Genomic DNA, 25149 nt, shown 5'->3' with positions numbered 1-25149 from the left:
TACACAAAAAAGGGGACGTCACTCCAACTTCGTATTATAATAAAGAAAAAAGGAGGGGTGATGATGCCTTGTATCTACTGTGTGGAAGATGATGAGAACATCCGTGAACTTGTGGCCTATGCCCTGGAAAGCCAGCAGTTTGAGACACAGACATTTGCTGACGGGGAATCTTTTTATAAAGTCCTCGAAAAAAAGATCCCTGATTTGGTGTTGCTTGATATCATGCTGCCGGGCGAAAGTGGAATCGAAATCCTTAAAAAGATCCGGCATAAGGAGAGGACGGCAGACCTTCCGGTCATCATGCTGACGGCACGAACCAGTGAATATGATGTTGTCAAAGGACTCACCATTGGGGCTGATGATTATGTCACCAAACCTTTTGGCATCTTGGAATTGATTTCAAGGATCAGGGCCGTTTTACGCCGTTCCCACCGAGTGGAGAAACCTTCTGAGATGCTGGTGTGCGGGCCTGTCACCTTGGACCCCTTAAAGCATGCCGTCTCATCTTATGGGGAAGAGGTAATGCTGACGGCCAAGGAATTTGAACTGCTCCACTATCTTATGATGAACGTGGGCATCGTGCTCCAACGGGAACAGATCATGGAATCTGTATGGGGCTTTACCTACGCCGGTGAAAGCCGTACCATAGACATGCATATCAAGAGCCTGCGTCAGAAGCTCGGTGAGGGAGGACAGATTATCAAGACAATCCGCGGCGTGGGATACCGGCTTGATGAGCCAGAATCATGAAAAAGAAAATCTTTTTGAGTCTTATTGGCATTGGAATCGGTGCAGCTCTATTGACGCTCCTTTTCCTGACTGTTGGCTTTTGGCGAACCCTTAGGGCGCAGACCATGACTGTCCTTCAAGACACCGTCACGGTTATTGCCGCTAAGGCAACCCGTACGGATGATATCATTGAGTTTATTGAGGAAACTGCTGAGGCTTCCAATCATCGCCTTCGCTTTACGTGGATTGGTCACGATGGGCGCGTTCTTTATGAAACGGATTACAGCGCTGCCCAAATGGAAAATCATGGCAATCGTCCGGAAGTTGTGCGAGCCCTTAAGGAAGTAGACGGCGTTGCTACGCGTCAGTCCGCTACCTTGGACCATATTACGTATTATGCGGCGCGGCGCCTGCCCGACGGATCGGTTCTGCGGGTAGCCATTCGTCAGGATACGGTTTACGCGGCCTATTTCAGTCTCATTCCCTATATCCTGATTTTTCTCGTCCTCATAGGCAGCGGCTGCTTTTTCGTTGCAACGAACCTGACCAAGCGCCTTCTTCGGCCACTTACAGAGACGGCCGATTACATGCGTGTCATGGGGACCAAACCCCTTGTGACAACGGATAAGGAAGTGGACATTCCGAAACTTCCAGCCACGTATCCCGAGCTGAGTCCCCTTGTCGATAAGATCACGGAACAAAGCCGTACCATCCAGGAATATATTTATACCTTGGAAGAAGATAAAAAGACCATCAAGCGGATCAGTCGGGAGCAGGAAAAGCTGCGACGCGAGTTTACAGCGAACGTCACCCATGAACTGAAGACGCCGCTTACAAGCATCCAGGGGTTTGCGGAAATGATGGCGGCAGGTATGGTGGGGAAAAAGGAAGATGTGACGCGTTTTGGTGCCCTTATCGTGAAGGAATCCAAGCGCCTTTTGGAACTCATCAACAGCATCCTCTTCCTCACAAAGATTGAAGGACCGGAAACACAGGACCTGGCCGTAGCCGTAAGCCTCAAATCCATTACGGAAAGTGTCGCAGGCTTTATGGAACCCGTGATTGCGGATAAGAAAATCCAGCTCCATCTTGCACTCACGGAGGATAAGGTCATGGGGCACAGCGATATGCTGCGCGAAGTGGTTCTGAACCTTGTCGATAATGCTGTAAAGTACAATCGCCCTGGTGGACATGTCTACGTAACAATGGAAAAAGCAGAAACCGGCAGGAACCTTCTTTTTACCGTTGAAGATACGGGCATCGGGATCCCCAAGGATAAACAGGACCGCGTCTTTGAACGTTTCTACCGCGTTGAAGAAAGCCGCAGCAAGCGCATAGGCGGTACGGGCTTAGGTCTTTCCATTGTCAAGCATATCATTGAGCAGCATCATGGCACGATCGCCCTCACAAGCCGCGAACATTTCGGCACGAAGATTGTCGTGACCCTGCCCCTATACCAGGAAGATAATCCCAAAGAATAAGGAAAAGTCGAAAAAGGCACGATGAAAGAATGAAAACAATCATTTTTTCATCGTGTCTTTTTTACATTATCGAGTCAGGATATCCCACAATTGTGGGTTGATAACCTTTTTTTTACAGCCAATACTCGGAACATCTAAAAATCCTCTTTCGTGAAGTTGGCACGAGTATTTTGAAGCAGTCCGCGCTTTTGCCATGTTACGGCTGACCAAAAAGCGAATCTTGCAGTAAGGCTGTTCAAAGAGAAAATCAACCAATTCCTTGGAAGAGATGCGGGGGGCTCATTTTTGATTTCCTGTGCCATTTTTTTTCACAGAATGGATATCCTTTACTTTGCTGAGAGTGTGTTCAGCCGTCTGTTCAAAAGAGGTTTCACATCAGTAAAAAATGGACCCTACGCAGGTTGCAGCCAATGGGTCCATTTTCTTTGGTTCGATTCCTTTTTACCAGACTTTGCGGGCGCTTTTGCCGGGAATACCAAGTTTGGTACGGTATTTATTGACCGTCCGGCGGGCTACGGGAATGCCCATTGCGTTGAGCTTGTCGCAAAGGGTTTGGTCGCTCAAGGGATGGTGCTTATCTTCGTCATCAATGAGGGATTGCAGGGCAAGTTCCAAGGCTTCATCCGTTGTTTCCGTTCCTTTTTCCTCAGAGGCTTTGGCAGCCGTCCCGACAAGGAAGGCATCTGCTGGGTAAGCGCCCCAACGGCAGGCGATGACCTTATGGGAGAGGGCGCGGCTGATTGTGGAAATGGCAAAACCCGTATCATCCGCAAGATCCGCCAGTTTTAAGGGCACTTTATGTCCCGGCCCATAGCGGAAAAAGCGTTCCTGGTGCGTTGCAAGAGCATCGAGGACAACAGCGAGCGTATCTTCGCGGCTTTTTAAGAGGGCTTGAAGCTCTTTGGCCCTTTTGAGCTCTTTTTTTAGGTATTCCTTAACTTTGGGCCGATCCGAGTTGTCTAAGATCGACAGATATCCCTTGTTGATGACAAGCGTCCTGCCATAGGATGTTGACAGGGTGATTTTAAGCCCTTTTTCCGTCGTCTTGACGAAGGCATCTTCGTGGAGAAATTCCACGGGGCCTGCTTCACTAAAGGCGGTGCCGGGCTTGGGATTCAGGCTGCGGATGAGGTCCCGCGCCGCAAGAATTGCCTCTTTTGTCACGTTAAACCGGGAGGCAAGCTGGGGAATCCGATTCCTTGCAAGATCATCAAGCCCCTCTTCGATGATCTTTTGGGCAAGGGATGTGTCGCCTTTTTGCTGGGCAAGCTGCATGAGGAGACACTCTTTGAGGGAACGGGCTGCAACGCCGCAGGGTTCGAGATGCTGCACCTGTTGAAGGACGGCAAGGACCACTTCTTCCGTTGCGTCAAAGCGTTCTGCAACAGCGACAGGATCTTCCCTCCAATATCCGCTGGGATCCAAGGTGCCAGCAATGAAATAGGCAAGACGTGCTTCAAGAGGCGAGAGGGAAAGGCAACCAATCTGGTCATCCAAAAAGGCTTCCAAGGTCATTTCAAGGGCGTGGGCATTTTCCACAGGGCTTGAAGGGGGATCATCGCTGGGATCTCGCGCCCTTAGGTGCATGCGGCGCCATTCCGGTCCTTCTTCCCGCCATGTTTCCCGCTCTTCAGGGAAGTCAAGGAGGGGATTTTGCTCCACTTCCCTTGCCACAAAGGCATCCAGTTCCTCGCTCGTCATTTGGAGGAGGTTCATCTGCTGGATGAGGTGCTGCGTGAGCTGCTGTTTTTGGACCGGTTCAAGGGTCATGGATAAAGGCATGGCGAGGACTCCTTTCATAGGTTTTCTTCTTTTTATTATATCATGGGAGAGGGTGGACATTTGCATTTTTGTTTTCTTTTCGTTCCCTCTTTGACAGAAAGAGGGCTTTCATCTAAGCCAAAGGAAAGATTGGAGAAAGGAGCTGTTATGAACCTGCGCACCATGAAAAGCGCTGCCTTGATACAGTGCTTGGATTTTGGCTGGAGGGAAATCTTGACACCTATCCCTTCATCGATGCTCCCTATTTTGAGGACAATTTGACCTGTGTCAAGAGCCCTTTCCCTGAAGCGCATATGATTGCAGCTAAAGATGCAGGAATCATCCTTGGCTTCATTGATCTTATAAAAAGCTCTATTGAGGGTCTTTTTGTTGGGCTAGCATATCGGAAAAAAGGTAGGGGAAAGGCACTGATCGACGCTGTCAAAAATGAAGGGAGTTCACTCGCCGTTGCAGCTTTTAGCAAAAAGATGGGAGTCATCCGGGTCTATCAGCGGGAAGAATTCGTTCTTTTGCGGCGTAAAAAGGACTGTGGGACAGGCAAAGAAAGCCTCATCTTTTTCTTTATGCGAAAAAAAGATGTAGGGGACGCATAAAAAGGGTGTTTTTTTTGAAATCATAATTGTCTTGTCATATAAGTTGACAGGATATTTTCCAGAGCGTATCCTTTTTCTTGATATATCTTGTATACAAGATGCGAAAGAGAGCACGAGCATCAGGGAGGAAAACAAATGGAAGCGATTCAGGCATTTTTAAAAAAGAAGGACGTAGAAATTTCAACCAAACGATATCTCATTGATGCCATGGGGGCCATGGCACAAGGTCTTTTTTGTTCCTTGCTCATAGGGACCATCATCAATGCCATGGGCCTTCTTTTTGATATCCGTGCCTTAAAGATTGTCGTTGCGACCGTAGGCGGCATCAAGTATACGGTTGGCGGCCTTGCTATGGCCATGAGCGGACCTGCCATGGCAGTTGCCATTGGCCGCGCGCTGCATTGTCCGCCCTTGGTCCTTTATTCGCTTCTCACCGTAGGGTTTGCAACCAATGCACTGGGCGGCGCTGGTGGGCCTTTGGCGGTGCTTTTTGTCGCCATAGCCACAAGTGAAATCGGGAAACTGGCCGCTGGGGAAACAAAAGTCGATATCCTTGTAACGCCCCTTGTGACCATCGGTGTCGGTGCCACGCTCGCAGCTTTATGTGCGCCGCCCTTAGGGAAACTTGCGATGCAGACAGGGACTGTCATCATGTGGGCTACGGAATTGCAGCCCTTTCTTATGGGCATCCTTGTTTCCGTTTTTGTTGGCATTGCCCTTACCCTTCCGATTTCATCGGCTGCCATCTGTGCGGCCTTGGGCCTCACCGGTCTTGCCGGCGGCGCTGCTGTAGCAGGCTGCTCGGCTCAGATGATTGGCTTTGCCGTCCAGTCCTACCGGGAAAATGGAGTGGGCGGCCTGCTGTCTCAAGGTCTTGGCACATCCATGCTGCAGATGCCCAACATCGTTAGGAACCCGCGCATCTGGATTGGGCCCATCTTTGCTTCTGCCATAACGGGACCGCTGGCAACCTGTGTCTTTAAGCTGCGAATGGATGGAGCGGCCGTTTCTTCTGGCATGGGGACCTGTGGTCTTGTAGGACAGATTGGTGTATTTACAGGATGGATCTCTGATATGGCAGCGGGGACCAAAGCGGCGATTACGTCCTTTGACTGGCTGGGTCTTCTTTTTATTTCCTTTGTCCTGCCAGCCATCCTATCTCCCATCATCAATCAAGGCTGCTGCCGCCTGGGCTGGGTCAAAAACGGGGATATGAAACTTTGAGCTTATGGTGCTCCCTTCCATAAAGGAAAAAGGAGACTCCCTGAGGGGGCCTCCTTTTTGAATGAAGAAAAACAGCTGCAGAGTACTATCTGCAGCTGTTAACGGTTGCGTTGATGATGCTTTATTTTTTTAGCATGTAGTCTGCCATGGCGGCTGCGGCTTTCTTTCCGGCACCCATGGCAAGGATGACTGTAGCGGCGCCGGTTGCGGCATCACCGCCAGCGTAAACGCCGGGAACAGACGTAGCACAGGTGTCATCGCTTGCAGCAACGGTACCTTTCTTCGTGCGGTCAAGATTCGGTGTATCGTCATAGCTCATGGGGTTGGGACGCGTCCCAATAGCCATGATGACCATATCAACCGGCAGTTCAAATTCGCTGCCCTTGATGGGTACAGGACGGCGGCGCCCCGAAGCATCCGGTTCACCCAGTTCCATCTTCTGGCAGACAAGGGAAGAAACGCGGCCTTTTTCATCGGCGCGGATTTCAACCGGGCTTGTAAGGAAGTTGAAGTGGATTCCTTCTTCCTTGGCGTGATGGATTTCTTCGAGTCGTGCTGGCAGTTCAGCTTCACCGCGGCGATAAACGATGTGGACATCGGCCCCCAGACGTTTGGCGCAGCGAGCCGCGTCCATAGCCACGTTGCCGCCGCCGACAATTGCTGCGGACTTACTTTTTAAGACCGGTGTGCTGCTCTTTTCATCATAGGCCTTCATGAGGTTGATACGGGTGAGGTATTCGTTGGCGGAATAGACGCCCACATGGCCTTCACCGGGAATATGCATAAACTGGGGCAGGCCGGCACCGGAAGCAATGAAGACAGCTTCATAGCCATGTTCCTTCATGAGTTCCGTAATGGTGAGAACTTTGCCGATGACCATGTCCGTATCAAATTTGACGCCCAGTTCCTTCAGTTTTTCAACCTGGGAAGCCACGATGGATTTTGGCAGACGGAATTCAGGAATGCCGTAGCTCAATACACCGCCCGCTACGTGGAACGCTTCAAAGACAGTTACGTCAAATCCTTTGCGGGCAAGTTCACCGGCGCAGGTAAGACCCGCCGGGCCGGAGCCGATGACCGCGGCTTTATGACCATTTTGGGGATCCACACAGATGATATCGGCTGCATGTTCAGCGGCCCAGTCAGCTACGAAACGTTCCAGGCGACCGATGGCAACCGGTTCATTCTTGATGCCGCGGACGCATTTGCCTTCGCACTGTGTTTCCTGAGGGCAGACGCGGCCCGAGATGCGGGGCAGGGCGTTAGCCGAAGAGATGATGTCAAAGGCACCGCGGAAATCGCCTTCAGCGACTTTGGCAATGAACTGGGGGATAGGAATCCCGACAGGACAGCCCGTGACACACAACGGCTTCTTGCACTGCAGGCAGCGCTTTGCTTCGTTGATGGCTTGTTCTTCCGTATAGCCCAGGGCTACTTCCTTGAAATTATGGTTTCTCACGTCCGGTGCCTGGGTCGGCATGGGCGTCTTTTCAGCTTGCATGTTGATACTCATTTGCGGACCTCCCCTGTGAGATTGCAGATGTGTTCTGCTTCTTCCTCGCGACGCTCCGTTTCGAAGGCCTGGTAGGTGCGGTTGCGTTCGATGGCTTCATCAAAATCAACCAGATAGCCGTCAAAGTCCGGTCCATCGACGCAGGCAAACTTCGTTTCACCGCCAACAGTGACGCGGCAGCAACCGCACATACCCGTTCCGTCAATCATGAGGGGGCACATGCTGATCATGCAGGGAATATCATACTTCTTGGCCATGAGGGTCGCAAACTTCATCATGGGAAGGGGCCCAATGGCAAAGATCTGATTGAACTTGACGCCGCTTTTGATGAGTTCTTCGAGCTTATTGGTGACAAAGCCATGGTAGCCGAAGGAACCATCATCGGTACAGGTATGAAGATCGGTACAGGCTGCTTTCATTTCATCTTGGAGAATGACACGTTCTTCATTTCTGAATCCAGCAATGAGATCAACTTGGTTGCCGGCCTCATGAAGACCGCGGGCAACCGGCAGGGCAATGGCGCAGCCAAGACCGCCGCCTAACACGGCAACACGGCCATAGCCCTCAACAGGGGTCGGTTTGCCAAGGGGACCTGCCATATCGGCCAGACAGTCGCCTTCATTCAAAAGATCCAGTTCCATCGTGCCAGCACCGGCTTTTTGGAAGATGACCGTAATGAGTCCGTCGTCATGGCTGGAAATGGTGAGAGGAATCCGTTCTGCTTCTTCGTTCGAACGGAGAATGATGAATTGGCCCGGTTTTGCTTTGGCAGCAATCCAGGGAGCATAGACCGAAATCGAGCTCATTTCAGGGTTCAGCACCCTTTTGTGGATGATTTCAAACTTCTTAGGCATTATCTCTCCTTTTGTGACTGTACAGCCTGCAACGGGAAGGCAGGCCCAACCTACAAAGGCGTAGGCGCGGGTCTGCCTTATTTGCGCAGGATCATGTCACGCTTTAAAGATGGATTTAAAACGTATCACGACGCTTATTTTACTATTTTAATCCTTATCGACGATTCCCGCAATGATTTTAGCAAATTCCTTCTTCTGGGCGATGACTTTTCAGGAAGAGGAAAGGTCCTAAGAAGTTCCTTGATGGAATCAAGGAAAGTCGAAATGCAGGGCAGACTAACCCTGTTCCTTATTTTTTTGACAGTCCATCCATTCGTGGGATATAATGAAGAGATTTAAAATAAACCCACAAGGATGTGAACCCTGTGATTGGAGAAGGAACACAAATTGCACTCGATATGTATCGCTGTCTAGAAACGGTCATCCAGGACCCCATTCAAATCGAAACCATTTTGAAAGAATGTATGGAACGGTTTTCCGTCAAGGCCCTTCATTTTTATTTGGATGAAGATCCGGACGAAGGCAGTCTTATCTTTACGGTTCCCGTAAAGGGTGGGCACGTCATTCTGCGAGTCTGCGAAGAATTTGGTTATGCTGGCCTCGATATCATGAACATGAATGGGGACTTCATTCCTGAGGAACTGGGCATTGCCATCCGTAAGGAAATGGGACCGGATCAGTCAAAGATGACAGTCATCAAACGCGGTGATTTTGGCAATATAGAGGATATGAAACCGCGGCGCCAGAAGATGGTAAAACCTATGCGGCGGGCTAAAAACGCTGGAGTGAAACTCAAGAATTTCATGCTGAAAAAATGATCCCAGCATGCTAAGAATCATTGGCTCAGTGCCTTTTTTCCAGCAAGAAGCTTCTTGCTGGAACGCCTCGATTTTGTGACATGGGGAAAAAAGATGAACTATTTACTTTGGGATATTGATGGAACGCTGATGCTGACTAATTTTGCCGGGGTTACGGCTATGAAAGAGACCATCCGCGACCTGTATGGCGTCGATGGTTTCAATTTTTCCTACAGCATGAGCGGACGTACCGATACTTATATTGCGCGCCGGGCCATTGAACAAATCAAAGGAAGCTGCACAAAATCCGATGTAGAGACCTTCATCGAAGCTTATGCCAAGCGCTTGCCAGAAACCCTTGCCGAACGGCATGGTCATTTGTTGCCTTTTGTCAAGGAAACCCTTGCTTATACGCAGGCCGCACCGGATGTAACAAACCTTCTTTTGACAGGAAATTGTGAAAAGGCCGCTTTGGCAAAACTTGCCCATTTTGGGATTGATAACTATTTTGACCGCCGTGTCAGTGCCTTTGGAGAAATCAGTGAGCTTCGCGATGATCTTTCAAGGGCCCTGTGGAAAAAACTGACAGCCCTTGATCCAGAGGTAACGCCGAGTGATGCCGTTGTGATCGGCGATACGCCCCATGATATCACCTGCGCTGATGCCATCGGGGTGCGGGCCTTGATTGTAAAGGGCGGTTCGACCTACAAGGCGGAAGATTTAAAAAAATACACGCCTTGGAAAATCATTGAGACTTTACCCAAAGCACCGGAAACGCTGCTGCAGTTAATAAAGGAATGAGTGGAATGAGTAAGAAAAAATGGAAAATCGCGGCCCTGCTGGCCCTTTCGTGCCTTGTGATGTCGCCGGTCCTTGCGTTTGATGCGGGAGATGTGGCGCGTCTTGTGGAGACCCGATCCTGTCCAGGCGGGGACCTTCGGGGGGCGACCCTTAAAAACAAGGACCTCACAGGGGCAGATCTTACGGGAGCCGATCTCAGTTATGCTGATCTTTCCGGTGCCGTCCTGGAAGGCGCTGACCTTTCCAAGGCAAACCTTCAAAAGGCCAATCTGCGCAAAGCCTATCTTGTGAAGGCAAAGCTGGATGGGGCAGACCTTACCCACGCCAACCTTTCTTACGCGGTCTTGAACCGAGGCTCCCTGATCGGCGTAACGGCGTATCGCACGAGCTTTGCCCATGCATCGCTTACTTTTGCAAACCTTTATACGGCAGACCTGCGGGAAAGCAATTTTGACTATGCTTCTGGGGCCATGGCCAATTTTTATTCGGCGAACCTTGCTAGGAGCTGGTTCTTCCGGTCCAACTTCATGAGTGCCAACTTTACATCGGCAAACCTCTATGATGCACGTTTCCGGAGAGCCAACCTCTCAGAAGCCCTCCTGCGCAGCGCCAATTTGACAAGCGCCACGGTCGTGGGGTCAAACCTGACAAAAGCGGAACTAACAAGTGCCAATCTTGACGATGCAAATCTTGCAGGTACAGATATGGAAGATGCCAAGTTTACTGCAGATAGTATCCGAGAAGCCTATAAAAAATAAAAGAGGGAGCTGTAAAGCAATGGCTTGTTCATTGCTTTACAGCTCCTTTTTGCGTTTTGAGAGACGAAACATGCTATAACAATGGGGGCCTCTTGTCCTCCGAATAGAACCTGCGACAGAGCAATCGTTCGTGTATGCTAAAGAAAGTTGAGGAGTGGGGGACAAGGCGGCGGGCCTATACAGGCAGAAAAGGGCAAAAGCTCCTCTAAAAGTGCCTAGACGATAACCATCTTCAAATGGGCTGTTGTCTGGTAGGCCTGCCTCATGGTTCTTCTCCCTTTTTCATAGAGCAAAGGGACCCTTACTTGTATCAGATCAGTCCGATTTTTGGACTGATCCCAAAAGATAGGCAGATAATGCCTCCCGTGTATCGACAATGACCGCTTTTCCCAAGGCTTCCAGCTCGGCACGGTCCCGGAATCCCCAGCTTACAAGGATGACATCCATGGCGGCGCGCCGGGCGGTTTCAAAATCAACTTCTGAATCGCCAATGTAGACAGCGTCATCCTTTTTGATGCCTAGGTCATGCAGGGCTTTTTCTACCATGGTGGGGGACGGTTTGCGGGGAATGCCCTCCGTTTGCCCCACGGCAAGGGTCACGGCAGGAAAGAAATCATCCCGCAGGGCGCGGACAGATTCATCGGGTTTATTGGAGACGATGGCCGTCTTGATGCCTTGCGCCTGAAGGCCCTTAAGAAGGCCAAGAATGCCATCATATGGTTTTGTGGCGATGTGGCAGTGATCCTTGTAGTAGGCCTTGAACTCATTGAAAATGGTCTGGAATTCCTCCTCTTTGACGCTTTTTGGCAGGGCCAGACGGCAGAGGCGTTCTGCTCCGTTTCCTAAATAGCGCCGCACCGCGTGAAGGGGCTGGGGCCCGTAACCGTGCCGCGTGAGGACGGCGTTCAGGGAGGCCGCAAGGTCCGCCAAGGTATCAAGGAGCGTTCCGTCAAGGTCAAAGATGACCGCTTTGTATGGTTTCATATTTTCTCCATCCTTTATTGTATTGATTTCCCAGAGGAAATCGATTCTTTTTCAGGTTTTTATTATACTATGACTTCAGAATATGGTAAAATGGAGGCAGTCTAACAAAGGAGAGTGCTAGTTATGAAAAAAATCCGCACTTTGATGCTGACGGCCCTCGCACTGATCATGGGTGCCATGACGGCCTTTGCTTCCCCTGAAAATCCGACCAATGAAGAAGTGATGACCGCCCTTACACGTGCAACGACGGTCTTTGAGTGGTTCGAACATAACCCCCTGCCGACGGATGGAAAGGAACGCTTTGACAGTGGCTACATGCTCTATTATTCCGTATCGGACCCGACCATTCACAACATGTTGGATCTAAAAGCTGCCGTCCATGACATCTTTACGGATTCCCTGGCAAGCTTCATCATCAGCGGCAATAAGATGTACCGCCAGGCTGATAACAAACTTTTTGTGGCACCTGCCGCCAAAAAAGCAAACCCTCTCAAGGGTACACCGACCTACAGCTTGAGCCGTCCGTCAAGCGACCGGATTGTTGTGACGGCAAAGACTCCGGTCTATGCCGATAAGGAACATAAGACCCTTGTCAAAACGGAATCCGTCGATTTCCCGTACGTAAAGACTGCCAAGGGCTGGCGCTTCTCCTATTTTGAATCGCTGAAATGATAAAAAAGAGACTGTGAGAAATGAGTCATTCATTTCTTCGCAGTCTCCTTTTTATGTTTTCTAGCTTTCCCTGCGTTAGAGCAAACCTCTTTATAAAGTTTTCTCCCAGCGATTTCAATCAGTTAAGGTGTCAACAACGCTGGGTATAGTCAAAAAAGGTTGTCAAAAATGAAGGGTTTTAAAAAATCAGAGTGTCAACGACCTTGGGTAGCGGTTACACAACTCAAGACCCACAACTCACAATTCACAATTCACAATTCACAACAGTCCCTATTCCCAACCGTGATACAGGTATCATACAATAAGCCGTGAACCCCTTGCTTTAGATTAAAGCAAGGGGTTCACGTTCTTCCTCAAATGAGTTTACTTTTATGCCTGACCTAGGACAGCAGCATTACTTACGAACCACAGAAATCCGTTCCTTGATGTGACTGCCTTTGACGATTTCATCAATCATGGCAAGGGCAAAGTCAGCGTAGCTGATGACACTTTCGCCGCGGCTATTGAGCGTCAGTTCTTCGCCAGCAAGTATGTAGCTTCCTGTGCGCCCTCCATCTGCCTGAAAATCCGCGGCCGGGCTGATGTAGGTCCAATTGACGTCGGAGCGGCTGCGCAGCTCGGTGAGGGCTTTTCCCATGGCCGTTGCAAGGGGCTTAAAGGCGCTTGGAAAGTCCGGCGTATCAACAAGCTGCAGGGTATGGGTCTTATCCGTGTAAAGGCTTCCAGCACCGCCTACAACAAGGAGACGGACCTTCGTACCACTCAAGGTATCGCAGAGATGCTTCAAGGATGAGCTATGAAGCGGCAGTGTTTCCGGCGTCCAGGCACCAAAGGCGTCGACGACAGCATCGAACCCGGCAAGATCGTCCCGTGTGAGGTCGAAGAGGTCCTTTTCAATGACCCTTTGGGCAAGGGAATGATTGGTGTGACGAACGATGGCCGTTACGTCAAGGCCCTGGGCAAGGGCTTCCTTTACAATCAGCTGACCGGCTTTTCCATTAGCGGCAACAACGGCAATTTTCATAATGAGATCCTCCTTTAAGATGGAGCCCTTTAGGGGCTTGTGTTTTTCTTTCGATGGATTTATCATACTTCATAGAAGTAACTTTTGTGAAGTAGGCACAATAAAGTGCTATAAGTACCTAAAAGAAACTATTGCGGAGGAATGCTATGAAATTCATTGAATCACTGCCTGCTTGTCCAGTGGAAACCACCCTTATGCTGATTGGAGATAAATGGAAGGTCCTCATTTTGCGTGATCTCCTGCCTGGCAAAAAGCGTTTTGGTGAACTGCGTCATTCCGTTGGCCATATCTCCCAAAAGGTCCTGACCGCAAACCTTCGGGATATGGAAGCCTGCGGACTATTGACCCGTACCGTCTATGCTGAAGTACCGCCTCGCGTTGAATATGCCCTGACAGACCTTGGCATGAGCCTAAAGCCCATCCTTGACGCCCTTGATCATTGGGGCAGAGGGTATCAAAAAGCGGTCCATAAAGTAATGGAAAGTCTCTGACCTTATGCTAACTCCCCAATCATCCTCTATTCTATGCTATAATAGAGCGAATCATTGTTGAAGCGATGCGAAAAAGGAGCAGCGACCATGGCAGAAGAACAGACCCTTGAAGTCACCATCCAAAATATTGTCTTTCAATCCGATCAGGGGACATTTTGCGTTTTTCGAGGAGAAAATCGGGATCTCGGTGCAGTGTCTGTTGTCTATAAGGGCATAGCTCCTTTTGCCGGCGAAAAAGTGCGCCTTACTGGGTCGTGGACTGAACATCCTCGTTTTGGCCGCCAATTTGATTGCCGCACATGGGAAGCCCTCAAGCCTACCGGAGAAGCCGCCATCGTCAAAATGCTCGGCAGCGGCGCCATCAAGGGCGTAGGGCCTGCCATGGCGCAGCGCATTGTCGATTGTTTTGGGGAGGATACGTTCCGCATCATTGATGAGCATCCTGAACGACTGCGGGAAGTGCCCGGTATTGGCAAGAAAAAGGCTGAGGATATCATCAGTTCCTACAGTGAGATGACGGATACGCGGGAACTGGTCTTTTTCCTTGAAAGTCACGGTATCAGCGGCAACTATGCGCCCCGTATCCAATCCCTGTATGGGTCAACGGCGCTTACGCGGATTGCCAATAATCCTTATTGTCTTGCCGAAGATGTAGAGGGAATCGGTTTCAAAACGGCGGACCGGCTTGCCGTCAGCCTAGGCGTGGACCTTGACGGCGAGGAGCGCATCCAGGCAGGCATCCGGTTTGCCCTCATGCAGAGCGGTACCCAGGGGCATACCTGTGTCCCTGATGAATGGCTTGTAAAAAGCGCGGCGTCCCTTCTTTCTGTGGACCCTGTCGACGTGCGGACGGTTTTCCAGCATCTGATTGATGAAAATAGGCTGCGCACGGAAGAAGTGGGCGGGGAAACCTGCGTGTACGCAGAATATCTCTACCAGGCCGAAGTGGGCGTTGCTAAACGCCTCATGGTCCTGCGTGACCGTGTGAACCAACTGTGGCAGGTGGACTACCAAAAGATCATCGAAGCGTGGGAAAAAGATGAGAACCTGACGCTGGCACCGGAACAGATAGAAGCCATTAAGACGAGCGTTGATCACGGCGTCTTTGTCCTTACGGGCGGACCGGGCACAGGGAAAACGACCGTCATCAAGGGCATCCTGTCCGTTCTTAAGGAAGCAGGCTGCAAGATCCTTCTTTCGGCACCGACAGGACGGGCAGCCAAACGCCTTGCTGAATCAGCCGGCGAGCCGGCCCTGACGGTTCACCGCATGCTCGAATATACGCCAAATGGCGACGAGGCCTTGTGGGGGCGCAACGAGGATACGCCCCTTGAAGCGGATGCCGTTATCGTCGATGAAGCGTCCATGATGGATATTGTCCTCATGTACCATCTCCTACGGGCCCTGCCCATTGGCTGCCGCCTGGTCCTTGTTGGCGACGTTGACCAGCTGCCGTCCGTAGGTCCGGGCAGTGTCCTCAAGGATATTATCCGCAGCGGCGCCATGCCTGTCGTACGGCTCGAAAATGTCTTTCGGCAGGCCCAACTAAGCCCCATTGTGCGAAATGCCCACCGCATCAACCAAGGCCTTATGCCACTTGTTGATGGAGAAACGGATTTTACGTTCCGCCAGTTCATGAACGAAGAAGAGACCGTGCGTTACGTCGTTGATACGTATGCCCGTATGGTTAGAACCCTTTCCTGGCAGAATGTACAGGTCCTTTCTCCCATGCACCGCAATCCCTGCGGTGTAGAAAACCTGAATCGCCTGCTCCAGGCCCGCGTCAATCCGCCAAGTCCCGATAAAGCAGAACATAAGGCGGGGAACACGGTCTATCGTGAAGGGGACAAGGTCATGCAGATCCGCAACAACTATGAAAAGAACGTTTTTAATGGGGACATCGGACAAATTGACCTCATTCGCGGCAAGACGGTCTTTGTATCCTTTCCGGACCGTCCCGAAGGGGGCAATGTGACCTATGAAGGCGGCGAAGTGGACGACCTGCGCCTTGCTTATGCGATGAGTGTCCATAAGGCCCAAGGCAGTGAATACGCTGTTGTCATCATGCCCCTAGTGCCTGGACACTATATCATGCTTCAGCGGAACCTTTTTTATACGGCCATTACAAGGGCCAAAAAACAGGTTTATCTTGCCGGCAGCAAGAAAGCGATGCAGATGGCCGTCACGAACGACCGGACGCGCAAGCGCTATTCCCTTCTTGCCGAACGGCTGCATGGGGAACTTGGTATTGATTGACATGGAAAAATCAATTTAAAAATTTCATAATGGAAAATGATTATTAAAAAGAGGAATCCTGCCTTTTACAGCGAATAAGATAAAGTAAGTAACCTGTAATAAATCATATCAGTTTTTCAATATGTGGAGGTGTACTATGGAATTTTTAGAAGCAACCCTGACCAAGATCGTACAAGAAACCAGTGATTCCTACAGCTTTATCATGACCATCCCCGAAGGCTTTACGTGGAAAGCCGGCCAGCATGTTGCCTGGCAGATAAACGGCTTTGAACTTGATGCTGAGGACCGCAACACACGCGTTTTTACCATTGCCTCAACCATGGCTGACGGATATCTCATGTTTACGACCCGTATTGCCGACAAGCACACAAGTTTCAAGGAAGCCCTGCTCCGTAAAATCAAACCTGGTGATAAGATTGGTGTCGCGCGCCCCTTGGGGACCTTCGCCCTGGATGCGGAAGGCTTCAAGAAGACCCTCATCGTTGCCGGTGGCATTGGCATTACGCCCATCCGTGCTCTCTTGCGGGCCTACAAGGATCACCCTGTAGAAGGCCATGCCATTACGGTTCTTTATTCCGATGACCGCGGCGAATTCTGCTACAAGGACTTCTGGAAAGACCTTGAAACGGTTCCGGGTGTGGAAGTGCGGCTCATTTCGGACAGGGAAATCTTTATGAAGGATACGGACACTTATGCCAAAGACGTACAAAATGATGCCGAATACCTCATCGCTGGGTCCCCGGGGATGAACAATGCCTTTACGGAACGTCTCGAAGGCCTTGGCATCAAGAAGGAAAATATCAAGACCGACGTCTTTATTGGTTACTAAAAAGAAAAGCGTGCTGCCTGCGGGCGGCACTTTTTCATGGGCGGGGGCATGTTTTGCCCCCGCTCTTTTTTGAAAGGATGACTATGTGGCAAGTACTGAAAGAACTCATTCTCGCTATTTTTTATCCCCATTACTGTCCTGCCTGCCATGAAGAAGTAGAAGGCCCGGGCCTTTTATGTGAGGCCTGCCGCCGCAGCACCTATGCACCAGGCTATTTGGAACTTAAAAAAGAAACGGTGCCTCACCTTGACGCTGTTTACCGTCTCTATCGCTATGAAGGGGGCGTCAAACGGGCCCTTCATGGTCTCAAATATGAAAAGCGCCGGGACTATCTGGACCGCATGGGGGAGGAAGTCCTGCACCACGAGGCGGATCTTGAGCCTTTATTTACAGGAAATCCTTTTGTCGTAGCCCTTCCGACAGACCCCAAACGCCGAAAGACGCGGGGTTATGAAATCCCGCCCGCTATTTTTGGACCTTACCTGAAAAAACATGCGATGATCCTGACGCAGGCCCTTTGGCGGCAGAAGGCCACAAAACCGCAGTATGGGCTCAGCCGTGCGGAACGGCGGGAAAATATAGCAGGTTCCTTTGCCTTCCATCCGGTGAAGCTTGATGGGACGGTTATCGTCATCGATGATATTGCAACGACGGGCGCATCCCTTGAAGAAGCGGCCCGCCTCCTCAAAGAAGGCGGGGCGGAAAAGGTGGTGGGCCTCGTCCTTGCCAGTAATGCGCCCATGGCGTCCGTTTCCAATTTGGACTGATGGGAAAGAATTTAAACTCATTGGGTCTCTAAGTTCTCGCTACGCCTTTACGCACTTTGCCTTGGAACTCGATTTCTTCAAAACGGGTCCGTTCCGCTAGGGCGTCGTGTCATCCATTTAAAAATAGAACCCTATCAGATTGATATGACTCTATTTTTTATGGGAAGGCAATCCGATTTTCCAATACGGAAACATCTTTCGATAAATGGGAGGGGAGGACGATTCTTCGGGCTGTAAGGGCTCATGTTGAAGAAACTCTATCTGAAGACGAGGTATGCAAAAAGCGCGATGCTGCCTTGAAAGATATTTTTGAAAAACAAGACGAGTTCCTGAAGGAAATACAGTTCTAAGGCTGGCTCTTATCGTTTTTGTAAGGGACAAATTTTCTTAACAAGCGTACAAACCAAAGAAATGAGCCATGTAGAAAACGCTTTTTTCTACATGGGACTCATTAAATAAAGAGGTCACCATCCAAATCACAAGACGGATTTGGATGGTGACTCTCTGTTTTTCGTTTGAGATAGGTGCCTTTTCCGCAAGAGAGCATCACAGCATCTTTGCGAGGCTTCCTTACTGCGCCCGCGTCATGAGAACGACTGTCTCGACATGGCATGAGAGGATAGCAAGAACGTCATATCACTTTTTTAGTCGTTGAACGTTGTCGGGAACATACCCACTGTTTTTTGTCTAAAGTCCTAGTTGTTGGAAACATATCCACGAAGTATTTTAAGGATAATTTTTTACTAATAACGATTCTATAAAATGGAATTTTGATTTATCCCGTATATGCATTATTTGCAGTATTTTTGAAGTTCTGCTTAGATAGCCATTCTTCTTCATCCCTGTTTTCAGGAATATCTATACGCTCAATCTTGAAGATAACTGGTCTAGTTCCATCATTGCAGCAGGCAATCATCATGCGTTCGTCATTTGTCCAGCCGTGCATGATGGATCCTCCCTGCAGCGCAGTATATACATAGCGACTAACTGCATCCCACGCTTCACCGCAAAACTGACCATTCATCAGATGATAGAAGTCATCTTTTTGGGATGTCCTATCCAAAATAAACTCATCTCCAACTTTAAAACACGGACATGGTCCAGACTTCGGATCAGCAAGATATTTTTCCTGCAAATCCGGAAATACCTTAGTTTCCAAAACCGTTATTTTGCACTGATGTTTCATTATCATTCTCCTTAAAAATATCGATTCATCTTTAGTAAATCCTAGATAAGTCCTGATAAAGCAATTTTGGATAAATTCCAGAGGGAACTTATCCAAAACATGAATCTCTAAAAGCCCATATTTAAGCCACTTTCTGGTATCTATTGTTCTTTCTTTGACATCAATACCACTGACTCGACATGGCTCGTGTGAGGGAACATATCAACGGGCTGGACTTGACGAATCTTATAGCCGCCTTCACAAAGGATGGCGGCGTCACGGGCAAGAGAGGCCGGTCCGCAGGAAACGTAGACGACGCGTTTGGGACGCACGGCAAGGATGGCGTCAAGAACGGGCCGCTCACAGCCGGCTCTTGGCGGATCAAGGACAACGACGTCGGGGCGGATTCCGTCCCTCACAAGAAGAGGCAGTTCTTTAGCCGCATCAGCACAGATGAATTCACTGTTTTTGATGTGATTGTCCCGGGCATTTTTTCTGGCGTCAGCAATCGCTGGTGCGACAATCTCGATTCCCAAGGCGTGCCGTGCCTTTTGGGCGAGAAAAAGGGTAATCGTTCCTGTGCCGCAGTAAAGGTCGATAACGTTTTCCTTTCCTTCCAAGGCGGCATAGGAAAGGGCAGTTTCATAAAGGCGCTGCGCCTGCAGCGTATTGACCTGGAAGAAGGAATGGGGGGAAATGACAAAGGTCAGGTCGCCCAAGCGGTCATGGATGACACCGGGCCCGTAGATTACCTTGTTGTGGGGACCCATAATGACGTTTGTGTGGCGGGTATTGACGTTCTGTACCAAGGTAACAAAGCCGGGGATGGCTTCTTTCAGCATATGGGTCAGTTCCTTGAGATGGGGTACACGGTCCGTATTGGTGACAAGGACAGCCATGACCTCTCTGGTCTGGACGCCGACGCGGCCCATGATATGGCGCACGATGCCCGTGCGGGCGTCTTCTTTTAACGCCGGGATATGGTAGCGTTCCATCCAGGCACGGACGACGGCCGTAAGTTCGTTATTTGCATCATGCTGGATGAGGCAGCGCTTTACGTCGATGACGTGGTGCGTGCCCTGGGCAAAGCAGCCAATAGACAGGCTGTGCTTTTTCCCTTCTGCCACAGGGACCTGCATCTTGTTGCGGTAATGCCACGGATCATCGGCTCCCAAAGTGGGATTCACTTTGATGCCCGAAAAATGACCAATGCGTTCCAAGGCATCGATGACGGTCTGACGCTTTTGAACAAGCTGCGCCTCATAGGCTAGATGCTGGATCTGGCAGCCGCCGCAGGCTTCATAGACAGGGCAGGGCGGTGTGATTCGGTCCGGACTGGGGACCAGGATCTTTTCCAAGCGTCCCAGGCCGTAGTTTTTCTTTTTGGCTGTGACTGCGGCCGTTACTCGTTCACCAGGAAGGGCTCCGGGGATAAAATAGGTAAATCCTTTCACTTTACCGACCCCTTCACCGGAACTGCCCAGCCCCGTTATGGTGATTTCAATATGTTCGTTAGGTGTGGTTGTGCGTTTATCTCTTTTCATACCAATCATTATAGCGGGGAAGAAGAGGGAAGGCAACTTTTCCCTGTTTTCTCTTTGTACAAAAATTGTAAAGCTAAATTTACCTCAAAAAAACGATATTTTGAAAAAATGAATCATCTTGCAAAATTAATGATTGACAGATAATATCTTCATCATCTACCATAAGAGTAGCTATTCAGGATAGAGAGACGCTTCTTTAGCAAGCGCCTTTTTTCAACGGTAAAAAGTATACAAAAATAGCGTAAGAAAATAAAAAAATGATTATTCTTGTAGCGGGTGTTTGCTCGGGACTGGGAATGTTGCTTTATTGAATTGAGGGGGGAATCATGACAATTACAGAAGATTTGCACATGCTGCTTTATGTGGCGCTTGGAGGCGCCTTGGGCTCCGTGGGGCGTTATCTTGTTGCCGGAAGCCTCAAAGGTGTGGGGGGAACGGATTTTCCCTGGCACATGATTGCTGTCAATACGCTTGGCTGCATTTTGGTTGGTTTTTTTGTGGCCGTATTATATGTGAAATTGCCGCATCCTCGTTGGATCAACCTCTTTTATTGGGGATTCATTGGAGGTTTTACAGCCTTTTCTTCATTTATCAAAGAAGGAATGCATTTTTTCCTGCATGGGGAGCATATTACGGGATTCCTTTATATTTTCCTGCAGAACATGCTTGGCATGTTTGCTGCCGGTGCCGCTTTTTGGTTGGGCAAGATGCTGCTTTAAGGATGACCGCGGCTCCTTTGTAAGGGGTGATGGAAGTGAGTATCAATATGTTTTTTCTTATTGTGACGGCTTTGGGTCTTGTGGGATCGACCTTTTCCTGGGGGATGTACCGAACGGGATTTTCCCTGCTTCACTCTGCTTGGACGCTCCTGCCCTTTTTACTCATGCCCTTGATTTTTGCCATTGGTAATATTTTTACGGAATCGCTTCCTGTTACGCTGATTCGTTATTTTAGTTGGAGTGGCGGAGTGTGGATGGGTTTTATCTTTTATTCTGTGCTCTTATCTATCTTTTATGGTGTTTGTTGGCTCCTTGGCCGGTTTTCCCAGTCTCCGAACCTTGCACCCAATGCGGCCATCACAATTTTTTTCATCGCTTTTTTGGGGACCGGTCTTGGCGTTTACCAGGCCCTTCATCCCCATGTGCGGCGGATCACCCTTCGCACGTATAAACCTTTGACGCGGTCCATGCGTATCGTCTTTGCTTCGGACCTGCATTTTGGAACTCTTTGGGGCCGCCGGTATGGGCAAAAGCTCGTGAGCCGCATTAATGCGGAAGACCCCGATCTTGTGATTTTTGGCGGTGACCTTGTGGACCGCAGTCTTTCCTTTGTCATGCGCGAGGGCAGTATGGATGCCTTGCGCAGCCTCCGCGCTCCTATGGGCCTATATTCCGTCATGGGCAATCATGATCTCATGGCAGGTACGGGAGAGCAGGAACGGACTTATCTGGAACGAATGGGCATTCGGTTCATTGTAAATGAGTCCATTCCTGTGAGCAGTTCCGTTTGGATCACAGGCCTTGATGATGAGCGCTTTGGAAAAAAGGGCTATGAGGCGCCTGCAGCCCAAGGCAGTGACCTCCATATCTTTGCGGAACATGAACCATACCATGTTTTGGAAGCATCACAAAAGGAGTATGACCTTTATTTTGCCGGCCATACTCATGGAGGACAATTCATTCCTTTAAACCTCATTACACAGCGACTTTTTGCGCTGGACCATGGCACTCAGGCCTTTGGGAATATGCTGGCGACTGTATCGACAGGCCATGGCCTGTCCGTTATTCCCATGCGTCTTGGCGTACCGCCGGAAATTGTGGTTGTCAGTGTAGAACCAATTAAAAAATAAAAAAGGCCGTTACGAATCCTGTGTTCGTAACGGCTTTTTACTTCAAAGTTCATCGGTGAAAAGGGTGAAATGGTTCTTTTTGTAGGCAATAAGTCCGTCTTTTTGCATGCGGCTCAGTTCCGCTGAGAGAGCAGAACGGTCGACGCCGAGGTAATCCGCCATTTCCTGACGGTCAAAGGGGATGGAAACCTGCTTTTTTCCTTGTTTGTCAGCGAGAAAGGACAGATAGGACAGGACACGGCCGCGAATCGATTTTGATGCTGTATAGACCATACGCCGGGATAGGCCCAAGTTTTTGCGGGCCAAGATGGTCAGGAGGTTTTCTACAAGCTTATGATGATGACTGCAGTTTGAGGGACAGATGGTCAGTATCTTGTGCATATCCATCATAAGGACTTCCGTATCTTCTGCTACTTCCACGCTGATAAGGAGCGGCTCGTCATCCATGCAGGCATAGGCTTCGGCAAAGATTTCCCCGCTGTGGGCCTGTCCCAAGATGGTCCGGTTTCCCCAGATGTCATCGTAGGCGATGTTGACGCAGCCTTTGAGGATAAGACTGACTGTGTGGACCTTGTCACCGGCACGGTGAATGTAGCTGCCTTTTTCAAAATGGCGGGTCACTGCGCCCAAACAGGTGAGGGCCGACTTGATTTCCTCCGTACGTAAGGTACGGAAAAAGGGTGTTTTCGCTAAAAATGCAAAATCCATGGTTTCTCCCCTTTTGTTGTTGAAACAACGTAATTAATTGTACCCCTATCGTATAATGACACCATCGAAAAAGCAAGTGAAACCATGAATCTTTTACATACAGGGGAGGAAACACTCATGAAACGGAGAATCATCAAAATCGACGAAAATAAATGCAACGGCTGCGGCCTTTGCGCTAAAGCCTGCCACGAAGGTGCCATCGGCATGGTCAATGGCAAAGCCAAGCTCTTGCGCGATGATTATTGTGATGGCCTTGGCGACTGTCTGCCGCACTGCCCGACCGATGCCATTACTTTTGAAGAACGGGAAGCCCTGCCTTATGACCGGGAAGCTGTTGAAGCAAAGATGCGGGCTGAAGGAAAACCTGTACCACCTCAAGGTGGCTGCCCCGGTTCCCGCGTACGCATGATGGCGCCTCAAGGCGGCTGCCCCGGTTCCCGTATGAAGATAATGGATCAGGCGGGAAAAGCAGCTGCGCCTGCTGCACCGGCTGCCGCGTCTGTAAGCCAGCTGCGCCAGTGGCCTGTGCAGATTAAACTCGTTCCTATCCAGGCTCCGTTCTTTGACGGAGCAAAGCTCCTCATTGCGGCTGACTGTTCAGCTTATGCGTATGCAAATTTCCACGAAGAATTCATCAAAGGTCATATTACCATCGTGGGCTGCCCGAAACTTGATGCCGTCGACTATTCGGAAAAATTAGGTGCGATTTTTGCTTCAAATGATATCAAGAGCGTGACCGTGGTCCGCATGGAAGTCCCTTGCTGCGGCGGTCTGGAACATGCTGCCGTCAAAGCCCTTCAGGAAAGCGGCAAGATGATCCCTTGGTCCGTTGTAACGATTTCGACCGATGGCAGGATTCTTGATCGGACGTAAGGCGGCCTTTGAAACGAGGCGCTTCTTAAAGTTCGGCATTTCCTTAAGGCGCGTCTCTAGCTGGAAGCTAGTTGCAGGGCTTTATTTAGCTCCGAACAGATGATCTTTCTAAAAGTGCAAAATGGCCTCGAATCCGCTAGGTTCGGGGCCATTTTTTAGTGTTCCAAAAGGATGCCGACGGCAGCAGAAAAGGCAATGTAGATGATGGGATGGAGCTGCCACTTGCGATAGCAAAACCAGATGAAGGCTGTCAGTATCATCATTTTAACTTTAAAGAGGTCGGCCAGGTTTCCCGTAACTTTCCAGGTATTTACCTGGAAGAGGGCAATCTGTGCGACACTCAGGCCTGCAGCCATGATGAGGGCCGCTGACGCAGGGCGGAGGCCGGAAAAGATCTGGCTGACGATGGCTGAGGATTGAAATCTACGGAGCATCCGTGCAATGATGAGGATGATGATGATGGACGGGGCAATGAGTCCTAAGGTGGCGATGGCACCGCCTGCAAATCCCGCCGTTTTGAAGCCGACATAGGTCGCCATGTTGACGCCCAGGGGCCCCGGCGTCGATTCAGAGACGGCAACCATATCGGCAATGTCGGTCGTAGTAAACCAATGGGTCAGACGGCTCATCTCCTGAAGAAAAGGCAGTGTCGCGAGCCCGCCGCCAACGGCAAATAACCCGGTTTTGAAAAATTGCCAAAATAGTTGGCCGTAAAGAATCAGTGTTTCCATGATTCGTCCTCCTTTGCGTCGTTTTCAGCGTGGTCTTGTGGATCTTGTTCCTTGCTCCTTGTCTTAATAGAGGCAGACTTTGAGGAAAAGAGACAGCCTGCTATGCCGGAAAGAACAATCAGCATGACAGTTGGGATGCTTGTCAAGAGAGATAAGACAAGGACGATGAAAAATAACAGCCAGCTGGTCTTGTCAATGAGGGCTTTTTTCCCTAATTTGATGACCGCATCAAAAATCAGGACGGTGACGCAGGCGCGGATCCCGTCAAAGGCATGTTTTACAATGGCAAGGTCAGCAAAATTCAAAAGAAAGGCGGCAATGGACGTAATAATCAAAAGGGAAGGAAAGATAACTCCCAGTGTAGCAATGATGCCGCCTGTGATCCCGTACAGCTTGTAGCCAATAAAGGTAGCCGTATTGATGGCGATGACGCCGGGCGTACACTGCCCAATGGCATAGTCATCCATGAGTTCCTCTTCCGTTGCCCAGTGGCGCTTTTCCACCACTTCCCGCTGCAGAATCGACAGCATGGCATAACCACCGCCGAATGTGGTGATCCCGATTTGGGCAAATACCCAGAAAAGCTTCCAACACTTTTTCATTCCATCCATTTTAGCTTCCTCCTTTAGGCTGCTTTCGTCCCCTTAGGCGCATCTAGGTACCGTTTACGGGATTTTGGCGGTTTTCTTTTTCTGCACCATAGCGTATCATAGAATTAACTATA

26 protein-coding genes are annotated in these 25149 nt (G+C 49.9%); 15 read left to right on the top strand and 11 right to left on the bottom strand.

From position 1 onward, the window contains the following. The first annotated feature begins 63 nt into the window (after window positions 1-63). Together HMPREF1246_RS02130 and HMPREF1246_RS02125 are read left to right on the top strand one after the other, a co-directional pair. A complete protein-coding gene (locus HMPREF1246_RS02130; protein WP_035224156.1) occupies window positions 64-750 on the top strand; it encodes a response regulator transcription factor in 687 nt (228 codons plus the stop codon). Further along, window positions 747-2210 carry an ATP-binding protein gene (locus HMPREF1246_RS02125; RefSeq protein WP_009014610.1) on the top strand — a complete coding sequence of 488 codons (1464 nt, stop codon included), beginning with the start codon at window positions 747-749 and terminating at the stop codon, window positions 2208-2210. The genes HMPREF1246_RS02130 and HMPREF1246_RS02125 overlap by 4 nt, the downstream gene beginning before the upstream one ends. A gap of 66 nt (window positions 2211-2276) precedes the next feature. Here the strand turns inward: HMPREF1246_RS02125 and HMPREF1246_RS11030 are convergent, their stop codons facing one another. Next, window positions 2277-2480, bottom strand: coding sequence for a hypothetical protein (locus HMPREF1246_RS11030; protein WP_369794609.1), 204 nt, complete (start codon window positions 2478-2480; stop codon window positions 2277-2279). A 171-nt stretch (window positions 2481-2651) separates the two neighbouring features. Further along, the gene (gene rpoN, locus HMPREF1246_RS02120) at window positions 2652-4010 is read right to left on the bottom strand and encodes an RNA polymerase factor sigma-54 (RefSeq protein ID WP_021736610.1); all 1359 of its coding nucleotides are present in this window, start codon (window positions 4008-4010) and stop codon (window positions 2652-2654) included. A 167-nt stretch (window positions 4011-4177) separates the two neighbouring features. On the opposite strand from rpoN, the gene HMPREF1246_RS02115 reads away from it, so the two are divergent. Together HMPREF1246_RS02115 and HMPREF1246_RS02110 are read left to right on the top strand one after the other, a co-directional pair. Continuing rightward, a complete protein-coding gene (locus HMPREF1246_RS02115; protein ID WP_009014608.1) occupies window positions 4178-4585 on the top strand; it encodes a GNAT family N-acetyltransferase in 408 nt (135 codons plus the stop codon). Window positions 4586-4720: 135 nt separating this feature from the next. Further along, entirely contained in the window at window positions 4721-5809 is a 1089-nt protein-coding gene (locus tag HMPREF1246_RS02110; RefSeq protein ID WP_009014607.1) for a PTS transporter subunit IIC, read from the top strand. A gap of 121 nt (window positions 5810-5930) precedes the next feature. Here the strand turns inward: HMPREF1246_RS02110 and gltA are convergent, their stop codons facing one another. Together gltA and HMPREF1246_RS02100 are read right to left on the bottom strand one after the other, a co-directional pair. Beyond that, window positions 5931-7322 (bottom strand): NADPH-dependent glutamate synthase, encoded by a 1392-nt coding sequence (gene gltA / locus HMPREF1246_RS02105; RefSeq protein WP_009014606.1) that lies wholly within the window; start codon window positions 7320-7322, stop codon window positions 5931-5933. Continuing rightward, window positions 7319-8176 (bottom strand): sulfide/dihydroorotate dehydrogenase-like FAD/NAD-binding protein, encoded by an 858-nt coding sequence (locus HMPREF1246_RS02100; protein ID WP_009014605.1) that lies wholly within the window; start codon window positions 8174-8176, stop codon window positions 7319-7321. Before HMPREF1246_RS02100 ends, gltA begins: the two co-directional genes overlap by 4 nt. 365 nt (window positions 8177-8541) lie before the next feature. Between HMPREF1246_RS02100 and HMPREF1246_RS02090 the strand changes: the two genes are divergently transcribed. From HMPREF1246_RS02090 to HMPREF1246_RS02080, 3 genes are all read left to right on the top strand, one after another. Next, window positions 8542-8994 carry an S-adenosylmethionine decarboxylase family protein gene (locus tag HMPREF1246_RS02090; protein WP_021736546.1) on the top strand — a complete coding sequence of 151 codons (453 nt, stop codon included), beginning with the start codon at window positions 8542-8544 and terminating at the stop codon, window positions 8992-8994. 93 nt (window positions 8995-9087) lie between these two features. After that, window positions 9088-9774, top strand: coding sequence for an HAD family hydrolase (locus HMPREF1246_RS02085; protein WP_035224193.1), 687 nt, complete (start codon window positions 9088-9090; stop codon window positions 9772-9774). Window positions 9775-9779: 5 nt separating this feature from the next. Continuing rightward, on the top strand, window positions 9780-10532 hold the full coding sequence (locus HMPREF1246_RS02080) for a pentapeptide repeat-containing protein (RefSeq protein WP_009014587.1): 753 nt from the start codon (window positions 9780-9782) through the stop codon (window positions 10530-10532). Between the two features lie 315 nt (window positions 10533-10847). On the opposite strand, the gene HMPREF1246_RS02075 is transcribed toward HMPREF1246_RS02080, so the two are convergent. Beyond that, the gene (locus tag HMPREF1246_RS02075) at window positions 10848-11516 is read right to left on the bottom strand and encodes an HAD family hydrolase (protein WP_021736531.1); all 669 of its coding nucleotides are present in this window, start codon (window positions 11514-11516) and stop codon (window positions 10848-10850) included. A gap of 123 nt (window positions 11517-11639) precedes the next feature. Here HMPREF1246_RS02075 and HMPREF1246_RS02070 point away from each other — a divergent pair, with 123 nt between their 5' ends. After that, window positions 11640-12188 carry a hypothetical protein gene (locus HMPREF1246_RS02070; protein WP_014128999.1) on the top strand — a complete coding sequence of 183 codons (549 nt, stop codon included), beginning with the start codon at window positions 11640-11642 and terminating at the stop codon, window positions 12186-12188. A gap of 394 nt (window positions 12189-12582) precedes the next feature. Here HMPREF1246_RS02070 and HMPREF1246_RS02065 read toward each other — a convergent pair whose 3' ends face one another. After that, window positions 12583-13212 carry an NAD(P)-dependent oxidoreductase gene (locus HMPREF1246_RS02065; RefSeq protein ID WP_021736605.1) on the bottom strand — a complete coding sequence of 210 codons (630 nt, stop codon included), beginning with the start codon at window positions 13210-13212 and terminating at the stop codon, window positions 12583-12585. Window positions 13213-13358: 146 nt separating this feature from the next. On the opposite strand from HMPREF1246_RS02065, the gene HMPREF1246_RS02060 reads away from it, so the two are divergent. The 4 genes from HMPREF1246_RS02060 to HMPREF1246_RS02045 all read left to right on the top strand — a co-directional run bounded on the left by HMPREF1246_RS02060 (window position 13359) and on the right by HMPREF1246_RS02045 (window position 17555). Continuing rightward, window positions 13359-13703, top strand: a complete 345-nt coding sequence (locus HMPREF1246_RS02060; protein ID WP_021736554.1) for a helix-turn-helix domain-containing protein — start codon at window positions 13359-13361, stop codon at window positions 13701-13703. Between the two features lie 87 nt (window positions 13704-13790). Continuing rightward, window positions 13791-15959 carry an ATP-dependent RecD-like DNA helicase gene (locus tag HMPREF1246_RS02055; RefSeq protein ID WP_021736541.1) on the top strand — a complete coding sequence of 723 codons (2169 nt, stop codon included), beginning with the start codon at window positions 13791-13793 and terminating at the stop codon, window positions 15957-15959. 136 nt (window positions 15960-16095) lie between these two features. Beyond that, window positions 16096-16788: an FAD-dependent oxidoreductase gene (locus tag HMPREF1246_RS02050; RefSeq protein WP_009014581.1), complete on the top strand. Its 693-nt coding sequence runs from the start codon at window positions 16096-16098 to the stop codon at window positions 16786-16788. Window positions 16789-16871: 83 nt separating this feature from the next. Continuing rightward, window positions 16872-17555, top strand: coding sequence for a ComF family protein (locus HMPREF1246_RS02045; RefSeq protein WP_021736582.1), 684 nt, complete (start codon window positions 16872-16874; stop codon window positions 17553-17555). A 775-nt stretch (window positions 17556-18330) separates the two neighbouring features. Here HMPREF1246_RS02045 and HMPREF1246_RS02040 read toward each other — a convergent pair. Beyond that, window positions 18331-18741, bottom strand: coding sequence for a TIGR04076 family protein (locus HMPREF1246_RS02040; RefSeq protein ID WP_035224150.1), 411 nt, complete (start codon window positions 18739-18741; stop codon window positions 18331-18333). 140 nt (window positions 18742-18881) lie between these two features. Continuing rightward, window positions 18882-20264 carry a 23S rRNA (uracil(1939)-C(5))-methyltransferase RlmD gene (gene rlmD, locus HMPREF1246_RS02035; RefSeq protein ID WP_035224186.1) on the bottom strand — a complete coding sequence of 461 codons (1383 nt, stop codon included), beginning with the start codon at window positions 20262-20264 and terminating at the stop codon, window positions 18882-18884. A 326-nt stretch (window positions 20265-20590) separates the two neighbouring features. Between rlmD and HMPREF1246_RS02030 the strand changes: the two genes are divergently transcribed. Next, a complete protein-coding gene (locus HMPREF1246_RS02030) occupies window positions 20591-20983 on the top strand; it encodes a CrcB family protein (RefSeq protein WP_016459414.1) in 393 nt (130 codons plus the stop codon). A 35-nt stretch (window positions 20984-21018) separates the two neighbouring features. Further along, a complete protein-coding gene (locus HMPREF1246_RS02025) occupies window positions 21019-22113 on the top strand; it encodes a metallophosphoesterase (protein ID WP_158306815.1) in 1095 nt (364 codons plus the stop codon). A gap of 42 nt (window positions 22114-22155) precedes the next feature. Here the strand turns inward: HMPREF1246_RS02025 and HMPREF1246_RS02020 are convergent, their stop codons facing one another. Beyond that, window positions 22156-22821 (bottom strand): Crp/Fnr family transcriptional regulator, encoded by a 666-nt coding sequence (locus HMPREF1246_RS02020; protein WP_009015866.1) that lies wholly within the window; start codon window positions 22819-22821, stop codon window positions 22156-22158. A 117-nt stretch (window positions 22822-22938) separates the two neighbouring features. On the opposite strand from HMPREF1246_RS02020, the gene HMPREF1246_RS02015 reads away from it, so the two are divergent. Beyond that, window positions 22939-23694: an ATP-binding protein gene (locus tag HMPREF1246_RS02015; RefSeq protein ID WP_021736551.1), complete on the top strand. Its 756-nt coding sequence runs from the start codon at window positions 22939-22941 to the stop codon at window positions 23692-23694. A gap of 155 nt (window positions 23695-23849) precedes the next feature. On the opposite strand, the gene HMPREF1246_RS02010 is transcribed toward HMPREF1246_RS02015, so the two are convergent. Together HMPREF1246_RS02010 and HMPREF1246_RS02005 are read right to left on the bottom strand one after the other, a co-directional pair. Beyond that, window positions 23850-24425, bottom strand: coding sequence for a chromate transporter (locus HMPREF1246_RS02010; RefSeq protein WP_009015864.1), 576 nt, complete (start codon window positions 24423-24425; stop codon window positions 23850-23852). Next, on the bottom strand, window positions 24413-25027 hold the full coding sequence (locus HMPREF1246_RS02005; RefSeq protein ID WP_035224183.1) for a chromate transporter: 615 nt from the start codon (window positions 25025-25027) through the stop codon (window positions 24413-24415). Before HMPREF1246_RS02005 ends, HMPREF1246_RS02010 begins: the two co-directional genes overlap by 13 nt. Window positions 25028-25149 lie beyond the last annotated feature (122 nt).

The sequence above is a fragment of the Acidaminococcus sp. BV3L6 genome (assembly GCF_000468835.1).
Classification (GTDB): Bacteria; Bacillota; Negativicutes; order Acidaminococcales; family Acidaminococcaceae; genus Acidaminococcus; species Acidaminococcus intestini.
Note: the sequence above shows the minus strand (reverse complement) of the source record. Positions and strands in the feature narration are given on the sequence as shown.

Excerpts from the sequence above, each read along its gene's own strand:
- HMPREF1246_RS02130 (WP_035224156.1), top strand. The coding sequence starts at position 64 with ATGCCTTGTATCTACTGTGTGGAAGATGATGAGAACATCCGTGAACTT.
- HMPREF1246_RS02125 (WP_009014610.1), top strand. The coding sequence starts at position 747 with ATGAAAAAGAAAATCTTTTTGAGTCTTATTGGCATTGGAATCGGTGCA.
- rpoN (WP_021736610.1), bottom strand. The coding sequence starts at position 4,010 with ATGAAAGGAGTCCTCGCCATGCCTTTATCCATGACCCTTGAACCGGTC.
- HMPREF1246_RS02110 (WP_009014607.1), top strand. The coding sequence starts at position 4,721 with ATGGAAGCGATTCAGGCATTTTTAAAAAAGAAGGACGTAGAAATTTCA.
- gltA (WP_009014606.1), bottom strand. The coding sequence starts at position 7,322 with ATGAGTATCAACATGCAAGCTGAAAAGACGCCCATGCCGACCCAGGCA.
- HMPREF1246_RS02100 (WP_009014605.1), bottom strand. The coding sequence starts at position 8,176 with ATGCCTAAGAAGTTTGAAATCATCCACAAAAGGGTGCTGAACCCTGAA.
- HMPREF1246_RS02085 (WP_035224193.1), top strand. The coding sequence starts at position 9,088 with ATGAACTATTTACTTTGGGATATTGATGGAACGCTGATGCTGACTAAT.
- HMPREF1246_RS02080 (WP_009014587.1), top strand. The coding sequence starts at position 9,780 with ATGAGTAAGAAAAAATGGAAAATCGCGGCCCTGCTGGCCCTTTCGTGC.
- HMPREF1246_RS02075 (WP_021736531.1), bottom strand. The coding sequence starts at position 11,516 with ATGAAACCATACAAAGCGGTCATCTTTGACCTTGACGGAACGCTCCTT.
- HMPREF1246_RS02070 (WP_014128999.1), top strand. The coding sequence starts at position 11,640 with ATGAAAAAAATCCGCACTTTGATGCTGACGGCCCTCGCACTGATCATG.
- HMPREF1246_RS02065 (WP_021736605.1), bottom strand. The coding sequence starts at position 13,212 with ATGAAAATTGCCGTTGTTGCCGCTAATGGAAAAGCCGGTCAGCTGATT.
- HMPREF1246_RS02060 (WP_021736554.1), top strand. The coding sequence starts at position 13,359 with ATGAAATTCATTGAATCACTGCCTGCTTGTCCAGTGGAAACCACCCTT.
- HMPREF1246_RS02055 (WP_021736541.1), top strand. The coding sequence starts at position 13,791 with ATGGCAGAAGAACAGACCCTTGAAGTCACCATCCAAAATATTGTCTTT.
- HMPREF1246_RS02050 (WP_009014581.1), top strand. The coding sequence starts at position 16,096 with ATGGAATTTTTAGAAGCAACCCTGACCAAGATCGTACAAGAAACCAGT.
- HMPREF1246_RS02045 (WP_021736582.1), top strand. The coding sequence starts at position 16,872 with ATGTGGCAAGTACTGAAAGAACTCATTCTCGCTATTTTTTATCCCCAT.
- HMPREF1246_RS02040 (WP_035224150.1), bottom strand. The coding sequence starts at position 18,741 with ATGAAACATCAGTGCAAAATAACGGTTTTGGAAACTAAGGTATTTCCG.
- rlmD (WP_035224186.1), bottom strand. The coding sequence starts at position 20,264 with ATGAAAAGAGATAAACGCACAACCACACCTAACGAACATATTGAAATC.
- HMPREF1246_RS02030 (WP_016459414.1), top strand. The coding sequence starts at position 20,591 with ATGACAATTACAGAAGATTTGCACATGCTGCTTTATGTGGCGCTTGGA.
- HMPREF1246_RS02020 (WP_009015866.1), bottom strand. The coding sequence starts at position 22,821 with ATGGATTTTGCATTTTTAGCGAAAACACCCTTTTTCCGTACCTTACGT.
- HMPREF1246_RS02015 (WP_021736551.1), top strand. The coding sequence starts at position 22,939 with ATGAAACGGAGAATCATCAAAATCGACGAAAATAAATGCAACGGCTGC.
- HMPREF1246_RS02010 (WP_009015864.1), bottom strand. The coding sequence starts at position 24,425 with ATGGAAACACTGATTCTTTACGGCCAACTATTTTGGCAATTTTTCAAA.
- HMPREF1246_RS02005 (WP_035224183.1), bottom strand. The coding sequence starts at position 25,027 with ATGAAAAAGTGTTGGAAGCTTTTCTGGGTATTTGCCCAAATCGGGATC.